This window comes from Flavobacterium xizangense (assembly GCF_054075145.1).
This window is the reverse complement of the sequence record NZ_JBSIPG010000006.1, coordinates 25,027-41,679: the sequence shown is the minus strand read 5'-3', so window position 1 is coordinate 41,679 and position 16,653 is coordinate 25,027. Positions and strand designations below refer to the sequence as shown.

Genomic DNA, 16,653 nt, shown 5'->3' with positions numbered 1-16,653 from the left:
ACTTTGTTTCAAAAAAAAAGTGACAAAATTTACCCCCACCTTCCTTGCGGAAAATGTATTTTAATTTCTTATAACAGAAAAAATTATTCATCACAATTTTAATAATAAATAAAATAATGGCGATAGGTATTTATACGTGTTTTAGTGAATGTGTATGAATTATTAGTTTATAATGCGTTTTACCCTCAGATGGAAAATGAAAAAATAAATCCCCGTTGCATAAGCTTCGGGGATTTAGTCTCAAATAACCATTTATTTCTATCTTTAAATTAGAAAATAGAATCCTTTTAATTTATTTATATAATTTCTTTTGAAGTTTACTCTAATGATTTTTTTATAAGATGAGAAACAATATCTCCGTGTGCTTTTTCCATTATGAAATAGTCTTTTTTGATATTATCCGCTTTGATTCCTTTTATAGCGCCTTTCACGCATTGACGAATATAATATTTTGAGACTCCATATTTTAAAAACAAAGCCTCTAGTATTGTAGAATTGTAGGAATTATAGTTTTTTGTCTTACTTTTGTCCATTGTCTAATTTGTTTTAAATAGTGAAACAAATATAGATGATAATTTTCAACAAAACCAAATAATTTGAAAACAATTTCTTACATAAATGAGTGGTATTCTAGATAATATTAAGTGTTTGGCTGACAATGAAGGGATTGGGATAACAAAGCTAGAAGAAAAAATTGGTGCAAGCAAAGGTGTTCTATCTCGTGCTATTGCCAAAAAAAGTGACATACAAGCAAAATGGATTTTAAAGATTGTTGAAATATATCCACAATATAGCTGCGAATGGTTGATAAGAAATGAAGGTCCTATGTTGCGCCGAACAGTAAATTTACAATCAGAATCCTCAGATCACGATTTTTCGTCACATTATAAAGACCTCGCCGATTCTCGAAAAGAAACTATCGAAAGTCTTAAAAAGGAAATTATGTATTTAGAGGATAAGGTGGCTGTTTATAGTAGAAAGGAAGAGTAATCGTGCCTTATAGCTAAAATTATACTGAATGTTGTTTTCCGTTCAAAATCTATTTCTTCGTAATAAAAAGTAGAGAATTTACTTAAATAAAAATTTCAATTTTGAAAGTTTTTATTTAATTTTAAATCACTCAAATCTAGACGGTTATGGTGGTGGAAGTTTTTAAAACAAATGTTCAGAAAGAGGCAGATAAAAATTATGTTATTGCTGTTATCCAAACTCAGTTTCCAGATTACAAAATCAATTTTGACCTGGAGGATTGTGATAAGATATTAAGGGTTGAAGGTGTTGATCTTGAATGTGATAATATAATTGATTATGTGCATTGTTTAGGGTATACTTGTGTGAGGTTGGAGTAGAATGTAGAGAATAGAAAAGCTTGGGTCTCTTCTAGGTATTATTTTTTACATTTGTGTCCTATGAAAAAAGCATTCCGACTCTTCGATTTTACGCAAAAAATCAATTACAAAAACGAGATTTTAGCCGGTTTAACTGTTGCCATGACCATGATTCCAGAATCGTTGTCGTTTGCAATTTTGGCTGGATTCCCGCCTTTAGTTGGTTTATATGCTGCTTTTATTGCCGGATTGGTAACGGCTATTTTTGGAGGAAGACCGGGAATGATATCGGGCGGGGCGGGAGCTACTGTAATTGTTTTAATTGCCTTAATGAAATCGCACGGTATCGAATATGTTTTTGCTGCTGTCGCATTGGGCGGTGTAGTTCAAATTTGTATTGGGCTTTTTAAACTTGGAAAATTTATTCGCCTAGTGCCGCAACCTGTAATGTTTGGTTTTGTAAATGGTTTGGCGGTAGTGATCTTTATGTCACAATTGGAACAGTTCAAAACTATTGTCAACGGGCAGGTTTCCTGGCTTCAGGGAACGCCTCTTTATATTATGCTCGGTTTGGTTGCACTGACAATTGCTATTGTTTTGGTTTTCCCTAAAATCACAAAAACGGTTCCGGCTTCTTTGGTTGCTATTATCGTGGTTTTTGCTTTGGTTATTATCTTTAACATAGAAACCAAAACGGTTGAAGATATTGCTTCTGTTCAAGGTGGATTTCCTCCTTTTCATATTCCAAATATTCCACTTTCTTTTGAAACTTTTAAAATCATATTTCCGTATTCGGTTATTGTTGCTGCAGTTGGTTTAACGGAAGGTTTACTGACGCTTAATTTAGTCGATGAAATTACCGGAACCCGAGGAAACAGTAATCGTGAATGTATTGCACAAGGAAGTTCGAATATTTTAAACGGTTTTTTCTACGGAATGGGAGGCTGTCCAATGATTGCACAAACTTTAGTTAATCTTGGCGCTGGCTCACGTGCCCGACTTTCGGGAATTATTGCTGCGCTGACTATTTTGATTATTATTCTTTTTGGAGCGCCGGTAATTGGGAAATTGCCAATGGCTGCATTAGTTGGTGTTATGATGATGGTGGCCATTACCACTTTTGAATGGGCAAGTTTCAGGATTATCAACAAAATGCCAAGACACGATATTTTTGTAGGGATTTTGGTTGCTGTAATTACAATTGTGCTTCATAATCTGGCTTTGGCTGTCTTGATTGGCGTAATTATTTCGGCTTTAGTTTTTGCCTGGGAAAGCGCCAAAAGAATTCGTGCTAGAAACTATATAGATGAAAACGGAATAAAACATTACGAGATTTATGGTCCGTTATTTTTTGGCTCGATAACTGCTTTTATGGAAAAATTTGATATTCAAAATGACCCAAATCATGTTATAATTGATTTTAAAGAAAGCCGTGTTTCTGATATGTCGGCAATTGAAGCGCTGAACAATTTGACTAAAAAATATAATCAAGTGAATAAAACTATAGAACTACAGCATTTAAGTGCAGACTGCCGTCAATTACTTAAAAATGCTGATGCGGTGATAAATGTAAATGTGATTGAAGATCCAACTTATAAAGTTGTGTCTTAATAATTGTTTGATAGTAAATTAATTTATCTGTTTAGGTTTTCGATAGCGATGCATTACAGAGCGTCTTATGTATGCAGGATATATAAACAAACCCGATAGGTTTTTAAAACCTGTCGAGTTTATTGTTATTTTAGTAATATTTAATTATTAAATAGTCACATTGTCTAATTAACTAAAGCTGATTTTACATCAATCAGTTTCCCGTCAACTTCACCAATTTGCAATCCTAAAATATGAGCTATTAAAGGATAAACGGAAACATTCTGAAATGTTTTTATTTTCTTGTTTACTTTGAAAGCTGGACCTTTTGCATAAAAAATAGCATGCATATCTTTTTCATTGTTGTCATAACCGTGAGTTCCGCCTTTTATGTTTTGAGACTCTTTGCTTACCAAACTCCATCCTTTATCAGCTTCAATAACAAAATCATGAACTCGCGGATTGGTTCCGTAATGTAGTCTTTTTGGAACTTCAGTTGCTTTCCAGAATTTGATATGAGGGACTTTTTTTAAAGCATTTGCAATTGAATCCTGAAATCCAGCTTTTGCCTGTAAACTCATAATTGGATTAATTACGTCTTTGTAACCCAGCCATTCAGGTTTTATATAGTCTAAAACGGCTACTTTTTTATCATTGCTGATATTGGCCATTCCGTGGTCAGAGACAATAACCAAATTGATTTGTTTTCCTATTGGTAATTGATCCAGTTTTCGGGATATTTCTCCCATAATGGAATCCATTTTAATGACCATTTTTTTATTTTCTGACGAAAGCGGACCAAAATTATGTCCTGTATGATCTGGTTCGTCAAAATATAATGTAACTAAATGTGGTCTTTGTTTCTCAGGAAGTTGTAACCATTTCATAACGGTATCAATTCTAGCTCTGTACGGAATTTTGTTGTCGTATTTTTTGAAATAACTCGGATTTCGTTTATCAATATCAGAACCTGGCCAGAAAAAAGAAGCTGTTTTTACACCTTGTTGCTCTGCTAAATTCCAAATCGGATTTCCGCCATAAAATCTTGAATCATTTTTTGCATAAGATGATAATGAGAAAGATTCCTTCAAAGCTGAATCATAAAAAACATTATTAATAATTCCGTGATGATCCGGATAAAGGCCTGTCACTATAGAATAATGATTCGGGAAAGTTTTGCTCGGATAAGATGGTTTCATTGATTTAGCATGAACGCCTTCTTTTTCAATTTGCTTTAGATTTGGAAGATTGAATTGTTTTTGATAATCCCAGCGAAATCCATCCATTGAAACTAAAACGATGTAAGTATCTTTATTGGTTTGGGCTTGCGAAAAAGTAGTAAGAAGTAAGAATGTAAAAGATAGAAGCTGAGTTGTGAATTTTCTCATTTTGCAATTTTAAATAGAACTGCAAAGGTAGAGATAACAGATTTTTTAAAGAAAAAGAGAATGTTAAATAAAGGTGATAGCCACGAATTCACGAATTTTATTTTTCAAATCTTTGTCTTTAAAAATCATTATCATTAATTAAACGAATGCTTTATGTGAAAGAATTTTGCCACAGATTAAAAAAGATTCTCACAGATTGAAATCCTTTTAATTTGTGTAATCTAAGGTTAAAAAAAATCCATAAAGTTTAGAAAAATAAAATTCGTGAATTCGTGGCGAACAAAAAACGCCAGACATTAATCTGGCGTTTTAAGTTTTAAGAAAAGAACGATTACATCATTCCTGGCATTCCGCCACCCATTGGCATTCCGCCAGCGCTTTCTTCTTTAATATCAATTAATGCACATTCTGTAGTTAAGATCATTCCAGAAACAGATGCAGCATTTTCTAATGCAACACGAGTAACTTTTTTAGGATCGATAATTCCAGCTTTAAGCATATCTACATATTCGTCCGTTTTTGCATTGTATCCAAAATCTCCTGAACCTTCAGCAACTTTAGCTACAACAACAGAACCTTCAAGACCAGCATTTTCAACGATAGTTCTTAATGGAGCTTCAACTGCGCGAGAAACGATTTGAATTCCAGTTGCTTCATCAGCATTGTCAGCTTTTAAGTCTGCTAAAGCAAGTTTTGCTCGTAATAAAGCAACACCACCTCCAGCAACGATTCCTTCTTCTACAGCTGCACGAGTTGCGTGTAAAGCGTCGTCAACTCTGTCTTTTTTCTCTTTCATTTCAACTTCGGAAGCAGCACCAACATAAAGAACAGCAACACCGCCAGCTAATTTAGCCAAACGCTCTTGCAATTTTTCTTTATCGTAATCAGATGTAGTAGTTTCCATCTGACCTTTAATTTGGTTAACTCTGTTTTTGATGATATCAGCCTCACCAGCACCACTTACGATAGTTGTGTTGTCTTTATCGATAGAAACTCTTTTTGCGTTTCCTAACATTTCGATAGTTGTATTTTCTAAAGTATAACCTCTTTCTTCAGAAATTACAGTTCCACCCGTTAAGATTGCGATATCTTCTAACATTGCTTTTCTTCTGTCACCAAAACCTGGAGCTTTTACAGCAGCAATTTTAAGAGCACCTCTTAATTTGTTTACTACTAATGTAGAAAGAGCTTCTCCGTCAACATCTTCAGCAATAATCAATAATGGTTTTCCTGATTGAGCAACTGGCTCTAAAACTGGAAGTAATTCTTTTAAAGAAGATACTTTTTTGTCGTATAATAAGATATATGGAGAGTCTAATTCAACTTCCATTTTCTCTGGATTTGTTACAAAGTAAGGAGAAAGATATCCTCTGTCAAACTGCATTCCTTCAACAACATCTACGAAAGTATCCGTTCCTTTAGCCTCTTCAACAGTGATAACACCTTCTTTTCCAACTTTAGCGAAAGCAGTAGCGATTAACTCACCAATAACTTCGTCATTGTTAGCAGAGATAGAAGCAATTTGTTTGATTTTATCAGAATCACTTCCAACAACTTTAGCTTGTTTAGCTAAATCAGCCACGATAGTTTCGACCGCTTTGTCGATACCACGTTTTAAATCCATTGGATTTGCACCTGCAGCAACGTTTTTAAGGCCTTCTTTTACGATAGCCTGAGCTAAAACTGTAGCAGTTGTTGTTCCGTCACCCGCTAAATCATTGGTTTTAGAAGCAACTTCTTTTACCATTTGCGCACCCATATTTTCTAATGGGTCTTTTAATTCGATTTCTTTTGCAACAGAAACACCATCTTTAGTAACTGTAGGTCCACCAAATGATTTTCCGATAATTACGTTACGACCTTTTGGTCCAAGAGTTACTTTTACAGCATTTGCTAATGCATCAACACCACGTTTTAATCCGTCACGTGCTTCAATATCAAATTTTATATCTTTTGCCATTTTTTTTAATTTTTGTTTAAAGTTTGATTTGTTTCAAGTTAAATGAAGTTCTTAATGCTCCGTACTTAATACAATATTTTTAGATAATCGCTAAAATATCGTCCTCACGCATGATTAGATAATCAGTTCCTTCTAATTTTAGTTCAGTTCCTGCATATTTACCATAAAGAACAGTATCGCCAACTTTTACAGTCATAGTATGATCTTTAGATCCGTTTCCAACTGCAACTACAGTTCCTTTTTGTGGTTTTTCTTTGGCAGTGTCTGGAATAAAAATACCTGAGGCAGTTTTAGTTTCAGCTGCAACAGGTTCAATAAGTACGCGGTCTGAAAGGGGTTTAATGTTTAATGCCATGATTTTTTATTATTATTAGTTATACGTTTTTTAATGTTCAAGAAACTTTCAGAAATTATGCCACGCTCAGTAAACTGACATTTTTTCTTAAAAAAAATGCCAGCTTTGACAGGCTGGCATTTGATTTTATATCGAGCTTTAATTATTTTGCTGGTGCTGCAGGTGCAGGAGTTCCTTGAGCAGGAGCTGCTGGTGTAGTTGCAGGAGCTTCAGTTTTTTCAATAATTTTAGATCCTGTGTCGTTTAATGATCCTGTAAAGCTTAAGCTTGAAAGTAAAATTAAAACAATCAAAACAGTAGCTAATGTCCAAGTACTTTTATCTAAAAAGTCAGTTGTTTTTTGTACACCGCCTAACATTTGTGTTCCGCTGATAGTAGAAGATAATCCGCCTCCTTTAGGGTTTTGTACCATAATTACGACGATCAATAGAAAACAAACTATTGTGATTAAAACTAAAAAAATTGAAAATGTGCTCATTACTTAATTATTGTTATTGTTATTTTGTTGTAAAATCTTTATATCCGATATGCGGTCTGCAAAGAAAGTAATTTTTTCTGGATATTTCAAAATTAATATTTCATATGCTTGAATTGCTTTTGTATATTTTTTTTGTTCCAAATATACTCGGGCTAAAGTCTCTGTCATTAAATAAGAACTCTCGTCTTTATTGATGTCGAGCTGAGCTGATGCTGTTATTGCAGTTTGCTTTATTGGAGAAATTTTTGGGTTTGCCTCAATAAAACGGTCGATTATTTCGGCTTTTTTCTTTTTTTTGTCTTCTACTTTTTCTTCTTTAGCGACTGTTCCTAATGTTTGTTCTGCTTTTTCAATCGCATTCTCTGTTAGATTTTCTTCCATTGGCGCTTCTTTGGTTCTGTCAATAGGTTCTGTTCTAGCTAATTGTAGCCACTCCTGAAATGAATGTTTTTCATTTCCTGAAAAATCTAGTGGTTTTCCGATTTCTAAATTTTCTTCCGCAGTTTTTACTGCTTCAGAAATTTCAACTTTTATTGGATCTGGAAGTGTTGTGATTTCCTCAGCTTTGATTACCGTTTCAGGTATTTCGATTTTTTCGGGTTCTGAAATGGTTATTGTCTCTTCAGTAATCAGTATTGTTTCTGGAGTTTCAGCTACTTGAGGGTTTTCTGAAATTATAGTTTCTTCCGGAGTAATTATTGTTTCCGGAATTTTAATCGAAACGGATTCTTCAGGTGTTTTAACTTCTTCAAAAATTACATTCTCCGCTTCCTTAATAGCATTGAATACTGATTTTTGAATTGGATCTATATGTATATTTGGAATTTCATCATCTAATCTGTCTTCCAGAAAAGTTCTGCTTGGTTCCTTAATAATAGGTGTTTCTTCTTTAACAGAAAGTTCGACTGCTGGTTCTTGAAATTCAGATTGAATTGTTTTTTCTTCAAAAACAGGTTCAATTGGTTTTTCTTCTGTTTTTGTTGGTTCTTCAAAAGTTACAGTTGTTGCTTCTTTAATAGAATCCAAAATTGATTTTTCAATAGGATCTATTCGCACTTCAGCAAGTTTCTTTTTTTCTTCGGCCGAGATAATTTCAACATCAAAAACTGTAATATTCAAAAGATCTCTCAATTTGCGATTGTAATATTCGCCCTGAATAGGAGTAAATTCTTCTGAAGTAATAAAATCAAACAAAACCGAACGATCGGTAGTGTGCGCAGCCGTTACTTTTAAAGCATAATTATACTTAAAGCTGTTTTGTTTGTAAAGACCTTTTAATCGCAATGCGCGTGCACTTTGAAAATATGGAAATTCATTCAAAACACTTCCTAATGTTTCAGCCTGTTTTTCTGTAACGGTATCAGGTTTGTTTATTAGGTATGTATAATCGGTTACGTTCATTTTTACTGTTTAATCGTTTTTTATTGTTTAATCGTTTATTCGTTTAACTGTTAAATCGATTAAACGATTCAACAAATAAACATTATTACCATTTGGCCAATGACTCATTGAAAATATCTTGAGTGATTCTTTCAAAAATAGTCTGAATTGCATTGTTTAAAACTGTTCCTGTGGGCAAATCTGTTCCTGCAAAGTCATTATAAAATTCAAATTGTTTTTCGAAATCATCCTTTTCGTTTTTCTTGTTTGTAAAACGAACATTTACACGAATTGTTAAACGGTTTTGTGCAGCTCCTACGCTACCATCTGCAGCAACAGCTGTTGCTGTCATCGGACTTATTCTGTAATCTACAATTTCTCCTTCATATACTAAATCTCCACTGTTGCTTACTAAATTAAGGTTGGTTTGATTCATAATCAAATCTTGTAATGCCAATGTGAATTGTCGGTCGATTCCAGGTTCAATTAAATCGGCATTATTTTGGAAAAAGTTAACCTGAAATGTTTTGGCATCAATAGTTCCTGTTCCTGTAAAGTTGTAAACATTGCATCCGCTTAATAAGAACAGACTTAAAAATGCAAATAGAGAATATATTTTTTTCATAATGATGATTAGAAAAGTCCAATGTTATAAGATCCAAATTCCAATTGTGTCCAAATATAGGTAATTGAATTTTGGAATTTGAAATCGTAATTTAATTATTTTTATAAATCAAATTGTTTAATTTTTCGATATAATGTTCTTTCAGAAATCCCCAATTCATCGGCAGCAGCTTTACGTTTTCCTTTGTTTTTTTCTAATGATTTTTTGATCATTTCGATTTCCTTTTGTTCTAAACGTAAAATTTCTTCCTCCTCAATGGTTTCGGCAAATAAATAATTATCGTCCTGAATTTGATAATTGTCTTCACGGCTTGCAGGCGTCATGACTGCTGTTCTTGGTTCTTCTTCAAAATCAATTTCGCTGTCGTTTTCTTGATTCCCGTATATTTTCTGAATTAAATTTGGATTGATATCCTGTACTTTTGAAGAACCATTTTTCATTAGTTCGAGTGTCAGTTTTTTCAAATCATTAAGGTCACTTTTCATATCAAAAAGCACCTTATATAATATGTCTCTTTCTGTACTGAAATCACTTTCTTTTTTACTGTCGCTAATTACAGAAGGCAAGCTGCTTCCTTCGGCAGGTAAATAAGATTGCAAAGTTGCCAGACTAATATCGCGATTGGTTTCTAAAACCGAAATTTGCTCTGCAACATTTCGGAGTTGGCGAATATTTCCGCTCCATCTGAATTTTTGCAAAAGCTGCACTGCATCGTCATCTAATCTTAAAGGCGGCATTTTGTATTTATGAGCAAAATCGGCAACAAATTTTCTGAATAATAAATGGATGTCGTCATTTCGCTCACGCAAAGGTGGTAATGTAATTTCTACCGTTGTTAAACGATAATACAAATCTTCACGGAATTTTCCTTTTTCGATTGCATTAAATAAATTCACGTTTGTTGCAGCAACAATTCTCACATTGGTTTTCTGAACCTGAGAAGAACCTACTTTTATGAATTCGCCATTTTCCAAAACACGAAGTAATCTAACCTGAGTTGTCAATGGCAATTCACCAACTTCATCAAGAAAAATTGTTCCTCCGTCAGCCACTTCAAAATAACCTTCACGTGTACTTGTTGCACCGGTAAAAGCTCCTTTTTCGTGACCAAAAAGTTCACTGTCAATAGTTCCTTCCGGAATTGCACCACAGTTTACGGCAATATATTTTCCGTGCTTTCTGTGTGAAAGCGAATGTATAATTCTTGGAATATTTTCTTTACCAACACCACTTTCTCCAGTTACCATAACCGAAATATCAGTTGGAGCAACCTGAATGGCTTTTTCGATAGCACGATTTAATTTCGGATCATTTCCAATAATTTCAAATCGTTGTTTTATTGCTTGAACTGTTTCCATATAGTTTTTTGTTTCAAGTTTTTTTGTTTCAGGTTTCAAGTTTTTGATTTGACCTTTAACGTTTAAACTTTTGGCCTATAATTTTTATCTTTTGCCACAGATTAAAATGAGTAATACGGATCTTTTTTAAAATCGTTAGAAATCTTTATTACTAATTAACCACAAATTACACAAATTAGCGCAAATTTTATTTATGAATTTATTAATCTTTTGTGCACTAATGATTTGTTTTGAAAATTTGCAATTATTCCAACAGGAGTATCTGCTAGTTTCATATAATTTAAAACCTGTGCAAGATGATCATTACAGATTTCTTTTACAGATTTTACTTCTAATATTATGTCATCATAAACCACAAAATCGGCATAAAATTTATGAGGCAAAATAGTTCCCTTATATTCAATTGCAAATTCTTTTTCTCGATGATATGGAATGTTGTTATTTTTAAATTCAATTTCTAATGCATCTTTATATACAATTTCAAGTAATCCGGGTCCTAATAATCTATGTACTTCCATGCACATACCTACAATTTGATAATTTTGATCTTTCTTGTAGTAATATTCGTTGCCATCAATCATAAAAAAATAATTTGCGGAAATTTGTGTAATTTGCGGTTAAAAATTAATTCATTTCAGAATATCCTACAGCTTCACCTTTCAGTGTTCCAGAAGTACAGCTTGTGATTTTTACATTTACAAAATCTCCAATTTTGTAATTCTCCTTCGGGAAAACTACTGTTATACTTTGAGAGTTTCTTCCTGAAAATTCGGCTGCAGATTTTTTAGAAACTTTTTCTACCAAAACTTCAACTGTTTTTCCAACAAATTCTTCACTTCTAAACCAAGCATGTTTTTGTTGTAAATCGACAATTTCCTGTAATCTTCGGGCTTTGGTTTCTTCTTCAACATCATCTTTCATTTTTCTTCCTGCCAAAGTTCCGGGACGTTCAGAATAGGAATACATATAACCGAAATTATATTTTACATATTCCATTAAACTCAAGGTATCTTGGTGATCCTCTTCGGTTTCTGTTGGAAATCCGGCAATCATATCTTGCGAAATCGAAGCATCTGGAATAATTGCTCTAATTTTATCAATCAAGGCCATATATTCTTCACGAGTATGCAAGCGATTCATTTCTTTCAAAATTCGATTACTTCCAGACTGAACTGGCAAGTGAATGTGTTTACAGATATTTGGATATTTTGCAATAACATGAAGAATGCTTTCGTGCATATCCTGCGGATTTGAAGTTGAGAATCTGATTCTCATTTTTGGAAAACCAACCGCAACCATTTCCAGCAATTGATCAAAATCGACAGCAGTTGCTTTTTGCATTTCAGAAGCGTTTACGAAATCTTTTTTTAATCCGCCGCCATACCAAAGATAACTATCGACGTTTTGTCCTAAAAGTGTAATTTCTTTAAAACCTTTCTCCCAAAGATCTTTGATTTCATTCATGATACTTTGAGGCTCACGACTACGCTCACGTCCGCGTGTAAAAGGAACAACGCAAAACGTACACATATTATCGCAACCACGAGTAATCGAAACTAAAGCTGTGATTCCGTTACTCATCAAACGAACTGGCGAAATGTCTCCGTAAGTTTCTTCTTTTGATAAAATTACATTAATAGCGTCACGACCTTCTTCAACTTCGGCTAATAAATTCGGAAGATCTTTATAAGCATCAGGGCCAACAACAAGGTCGACTATTTTTTCTTCCTCCAAAAATTGACTTTTCAAACGTTCCGCCATACAACCTAGAACGCCTACTTTCATTTTCGGATTTGTGCGTTTTACAGCGTTGTATTTTTCCAGACGTTTACGAATTGTTTGTTCTGCCTTATCTCTAATTGAACAAGTATTTACCAAAACCAAATCAGCTTCTTCTAAAACTGAAGTAGTGTTATATCCTCCGTCAGATAAAATAGAGGCTACGACTTCACTGTCCGAAAAATTCATCGCACATCCGTAACTTTCTATAAAAAGTTTTTTAGTATTTTCAGGTTTATTCTCCAAAACAAGACTTTCGCCCTGTTTGCTTTCTTCAATAATCTTTTCCATTGTAAAATTTCAAAGTGCAAAGATAGGGTAATTGATGTGAATATGACAAGATGGCAGGGAAAGAATTAACAATGTTTTAAAAATTTTAGATCGCAGATTTTAGATTGTAGATTATGGGGTATTTTTTCAATTGATATGTATTAGGGAAAAGTTTAAATGCGATTGCGATAAATCTAAAAACTAAAATCTGCGATCTAAAATAAAGGAATTTCTCGGTCATAATGATGTAAAAATTACACCTATATATATAATAGGAGAGATTACAGATAAATCTGCAATTTTGAGAAACATATTATTAAAATAACTCAAAAATGCAATCATAAGGTTGATATTTAAAAAAAATAAATACTTTTGTTGCAGAAAATAAGAGCAATGGCAAAGAATTTAGTAATAGTGGAATCACCTGCAAAGGCGAAAACGATCGAGAAATTTCTTGGGAACGATTTTCAGGTGGAGTCAAGTTATGGTCACATAGCCGACTTACCATCAAAGGAAATAGGGGTAGATGTAGAGAATGGTTTTAAACCTAAATATGAAGTTTCTCCGGATAAAAAAGCTTTGGTAAGTAAACTTAAAACACTATCTAAGAATGCCGAAATGGTTTGGTTGGCAAGCGATGAGGACCGCGAGGGAGAGGCTATTTCATGGCACTTGGCGGAAGAATTAAAACTGGATACAAAAAAAACAAAACGAATTGTTTTTCATGAGATTACAAAATCTGCGATTCTTAAAGCGATCGATAATCCAAGAGAAATTGATTACAATTTAGTAAACGCGCAACAAGCACGTCGTGTGCTGGATCGTTTAGTGGGTTACGAATTATCTCCGGTTTTATGGAGAAAAATCAAAGGAGGACTTTCTGCCGGACGTGTACAATCTGTTTCTGTACGTTTGATTGTAGAAAGAGAGCGCGAAATTCAAAGTTTTAATGCAGTAGCGACTTATTCAATTGTTGCAGAATTTGTAAATGAAGCTGGAAAAGTTTTCAAAGCAAAACTGCCTAAAAACTTCAATACTAAAAAAGAAGCCGAAGATTTTTTAAATAAAAACATCGGTTCTAAATATAAGGTAGCCGATTTAGAAACTAAACCTACCAAAAAATCACCAACAGCACCTTTTACAACTTCGACGCTTCAACAGGAAGCAGCAAGAAAATTGTATTTACCAGTTGGAATTACAATGCAATTAGCGCAACGTTTGTATGAAGCCGGACTTATTACTTATATGAGAACGGATTCGGTGAATCTTTCAAAAGATGCAATGGATGCAGCTGAAGCTGAAATCATAAAATCTTACGGAAAAGAATTCTCCAAACCGAGAACTTTTGCAAACAAAAGCAAAGGAGCACAAGAAGCGCACGAGGCAATTCGTCCTACTGATATGTCACGCCATTCGGTAAATATCGATCGTGATCAGGCTCGTTTGTATGATTTGATCTGGAAAAGAACTTTGGCTTCGCAAATGAGCGACGCACAGTTAGAAAGAACAAACGTAAAAATTGAAGCAGATAATCATAATGAAGTTTTTACAGCTTCTGGTGAAGTATTGCTTTTTGAAGGTTTCTTAAAAGTTTACTTGGAAGGACATGATGATGATGAGGAAGAACAAGAAGGAATGCTTCCTGCTTTAAAAGTAAATGAAAAGTTAGCAAATAACTATATTACAGCCACAGAACGATATTCAAGACCGCCTGCACGTTATACGGAGGCATCTTTGGTTAAAAAACTTGAAGAACTTGGAATTGGTCGTCCTTCTACATATGCACCAACCATTTCGACAATCATCAACAGAAATTATGTTGAAAAAGGAACTTTGGAAGGTCAGGAACGTAATTATACACAACTTACTTTGCAAAATAGCAAAGTAGGAGAGAAGGTTTTAAAAGAAAACACGGGTTCTGACAAAGGGAAATTAGTTCCGACAGATATCGGAACAATTGTTACTGATTTCTTAGTGAAGAATTTCGGAAACATTCTAGATTATAATTTTACTGCAAAAGTAGAGCAAGACTTTGACGAAATTGCCGAAGGAAATATCGACTGGGCAATAATGATGCAGGATTTCTACAATCAGTTTCATCCAAATGTAAAAGAAGTTGAAGCAAATGCAGAACGTGAAAGTGGTGAAAGAATTCTTGGAAAGGATGCTGACGGAAGACAAGTTTCTGTCCGTTTAGGAAAATTTGGTCCAATGGCTCAAATTGGAGAAGCAGATGACGAAGATAAAAAGTTTGCCAGCCTAATGGCAGATCAAAATATTGGAAATATTACTCTTGAAGAAGCTTTGAATTTATTTTTACTTCCTAAAAGTTTAGGTGATTATAAAGGAGAAGAAGTAGAAGTTAATAATGGACGTTATGGTCCTTATGTACGTCACGGAAGTGTCTTTATTTCGTTGCCAAGAGGAGAGGATCCTTTAGGTGTTTCAAAAGAAAGAGCTCAGGAATTAATTGACGAAAAAGCACTTGCTGATGCGCCAATTGCTATATATAAAGGAGAAGCGGTTCAAAAAGGTGTAGGACGTTTTGGTCCTTTTATCAAATGGAATGGCCTTTTTGTAAATGTGAGCAAAAAATACAATTTTGATAATTTATCTCAGGCTGATGTTGAAGAATTGATTGAAGATAAATTGCAAAAGAACATTGATAAAGTGCTACACAATTGGGAAGAAGAAGGTATTTTGGTTGAAAAAGCACGCTGGGGGCGATCTGTTATTACAAAAGGTAAAATCAAAATCGAACTAAGTAAAGATGTTGATGCAACAAAATTAACATTACCTCAGGTTCAGGAAATGATTGCAGCAAAAACTCCAGCTAAAAAAGCTCCGGCAAAAAAAACAACAACAGCAAAGAAGGCTCCGGCAAAAAAAGCAGCAGCTAAAAAGAAATAATTTAAGTACTATAAATGGAATTTGATTTTCTAGAACCAGTTAACGACGGAATTGTAAATTTCATCAATTCGTTGTCTTCTCAAGAATTGGGTAGTAAAATAGTTTTACATACCCACGATCAATTTCCTGATTTAAGTAAAATAAATATTGCGATTATTGGTGTTTTAGAGGACAGACGAAACATTAATATGGTAAACGAAGTTAACCTGACTGCAATTCGTAAGAAGCTGTATGGTATGTTTCCTGGTAATTGGGATGCATCTATTGCAGATCTAGGTGATATCCTGGCTGGAGACTCAGTCGATGATACTTATTTTGCACTTAAAAAAGTTGTGGCTTCTTTAATTAAAAATAAAATCATTCCTATAGTTCTAGGAGGTTCTCAGGATTTGACGTATGCTTTGTATCGTTCTTATGACGATTTGGAGCAAATGGTAAATTTAGTTTCGGTAGATAACCGATTTGATTTTGGCAAAGAAAATGAATCGGTTTCGGCTAGTTCCTATTTGACGAAAATCATTATAGATGAGCCAAATAACCTGTTTAATTATTGTAATATAGGATATCAAACCTATTACAATTCTCAGGAAGAAATTGATTTGATCGAAAAACTATTTTTTGATGCTTATAGATTAGGGGAAATTTCAACTAATATTGCATTGGCGGAACCTGTTTTTAGAGATGCAGATTTGGTTAGTATTGATTTGAATTCTGTAAAATCTTCAGAGTCAGGGAATTTGGTTTCGTTTGAGCCAAATGGTTTTAATGGAAAAGAGATCTGTTCTTTAGCAAGATATTCAGGAATAAGTGATAAAGTTTCCGCATTCGGAATTTTTAATCATAATAGTACGGTTCATGAAGCTGTATTAATAGCGCAAATAGTTTGGTATTTTATTGAGGGATATCATTATCGTTCAAAAGAATATCCTTTTGGAAGTCGAACAAATTATTTGAAATATATTGTTCCTTTAGAAGAAGAGGAGCTTATTTTTTACAAAAGTGATAAAACAGATCGTTGGTGGATTGAAATTCCATTTGTTTCAAATGGCAGCAATAAATTGAAAAGAAATACGTTATTACCGTGTTCATACGACGAATATTTATGCGCCTGCAATCAAGAATTGCCAGAAAGATGGTGGAAAGCACAGCGAAAAAATGCTTTGTAGAAGAAAATTTCAAATAAAATCTTAATTTTTTAAAATCTTAAAAAATTATTTAAGAAATATTAATAA

The 16,653-nt window shown here is 33.7% G+C and carries 15 protein-coding genes; 5 read left to right on the top strand and 10 right to left on the bottom strand.

Translation table 11 applies throughout. The features are described 5' to 3' along the window. Positions 1–317: 317 nt before the first annotated feature. Positions 318–533, bottom strand: a complete 216-nt coding sequence (locus ACWA1B_RS14800) for a hypothetical protein (protein WP_456908177.1) — start codon at positions 531–533, stop codon at positions 318–320. A gap of 85 nt (positions 534–618) precedes the next feature. Between ACWA1B_RS14800 and ACWA1B_RS14795 the strand changes: the two genes are divergently transcribed. The 3 genes from ACWA1B_RS14795 (at position 619) to ACWA1B_RS14785 (ending at position 2,939) form a co-directional block, all read left to right on the top strand. Next, positions 619–990: a hypothetical protein gene (locus ACWA1B_RS14795; protein WP_456908175.1), complete on the top strand. Its 372-nt coding sequence runs from the start codon at positions 619–621 to the stop codon at positions 988–990. A gap of 146 nt (positions 991–1,136) precedes the next feature. Beyond that, complete coding sequence (locus ACWA1B_RS14790) at positions 1,137–1,349, top strand: hypothetical protein (protein WP_142450545.1); 213 nt, start codon at positions 1,137–1,139, stop codon at positions 1,347–1,349. 60 nt (positions 1,350–1,409) lie between these two features. Beyond that, entirely contained in the window at positions 1,410–2,939 is a 1,530-nt protein-coding gene (locus tag ACWA1B_RS14785) for a SulP family inorganic anion transporter (protein ID WP_456908173.1), read from the top strand. Positions 2,940–3,103: 164 nt separating this feature from the next. On the opposite strand, the gene ACWA1B_RS14780 is transcribed toward ACWA1B_RS14785, so the two are convergent. The 9 genes from ACWA1B_RS14780 to miaB form a co-directional block, all read right to left on the bottom strand. Beyond that, positions 3,104–4,306 carry an alkaline phosphatase family protein gene (locus ACWA1B_RS14780; protein ID WP_456908171.1) on the bottom strand — a complete coding sequence of 401 codons (1,203 nt, stop codon included), beginning with the start codon at positions 4,304–4,306 and terminating at the stop codon, positions 3,104–3,106. A 331-nt stretch (positions 4,307–4,637) separates the two neighbouring features. Further along, complete coding sequence (gene groL, locus ACWA1B_RS14775) at positions 4,638–6,266, bottom strand: chaperonin GroEL (protein WP_456908169.1); 1,629 nt, start codon at positions 6,264–6,266, stop codon at positions 4,638–4,640. A 79-nt stretch (positions 6,267–6,345) separates the two neighbouring features. Next, positions 6,346–6,621 (bottom strand): co-chaperone GroES, encoded by a 276-nt coding sequence (locus tag ACWA1B_RS14770; protein ID WP_012023920.1) that lies wholly within the window; start codon positions 6,619–6,621, stop codon positions 6,346–6,348. 142 nt (positions 6,622–6,763) lie between these two features. Further along, complete coding sequence (gene secG, locus ACWA1B_RS14765; RefSeq protein WP_035651795.1) at positions 6,764–7,099, bottom strand: preprotein translocase subunit SecG; 336 nt, start codon at positions 7,097–7,099, stop codon at positions 6,764–6,766. Positions 7,100–7,102: 3 nt separating this feature from the next. Further along, entirely contained in the window at positions 7,103–8,500 is a 1,398-nt protein-coding gene (locus ACWA1B_RS14760) for a tetratricopeptide repeat protein (RefSeq protein ID WP_456908166.1), read from the bottom strand. Between the two features lie 85 nt (positions 8,501–8,585). Then, positions 8,586–9,104: an LptE family protein gene (locus ACWA1B_RS14755; RefSeq protein WP_456908164.1), complete on the bottom strand. Its 519-nt coding sequence runs from the start codon at positions 9,102–9,104 to the stop codon at positions 8,586–8,588. Positions 9,105–9,205: 101 nt separating this feature from the next. Further along, positions 9,206–10,462, bottom strand: a complete 1,257-nt coding sequence (locus tag ACWA1B_RS14750; protein ID WP_456908162.1) for a sigma-54 interaction domain-containing protein — start codon at positions 10,460–10,462, stop codon at positions 9,206–9,208. 191 nt (positions 10,463–10,653) lie between these two features. Next, positions 10,654–11,043: a GxxExxY protein gene (locus ACWA1B_RS14745; RefSeq protein WP_456908160.1), complete on the bottom strand. Its 390-nt coding sequence runs from the start codon at positions 11,041–11,043 to the stop codon at positions 10,654–10,656. 43 nt (positions 11,044–11,086) lie between these two features. Beyond that, on the bottom strand, positions 11,087–12,532 hold the full coding sequence (miaB, locus tag ACWA1B_RS14740) for a tRNA (N6-isopentenyl adenosine(37)-C2)-methylthiotransferase MiaB (protein ID WP_456908158.1): 1,446 nt from the start codon (positions 12,530–12,532) through the stop codon (positions 11,087–11,089). Between the two features lie 372 nt (positions 12,533–12,904). Here miaB and topA point away from each other — a divergent pair, with 372 nt between their 5' ends. Then, positions 12,905–15,421, top strand: a complete 2,517-nt coding sequence (gene topA / locus ACWA1B_RS14735) for a type I DNA topoisomerase (protein WP_456908156.1) — start codon at positions 12,905–12,907, stop codon at positions 15,419–15,421. A gap of 14 nt (positions 15,422–15,435) precedes the next feature. Next, positions 15,436–16,587, top strand: coding sequence for a formimidoylglutamase (locus ACWA1B_RS14730; RefSeq protein WP_456908154.1), 1,152 nt, complete (start codon positions 15,436–15,438; stop codon positions 16,585–16,587). The last annotated feature ends 66 nt before the right edge of the window (positions 16,588–16,653 follow it).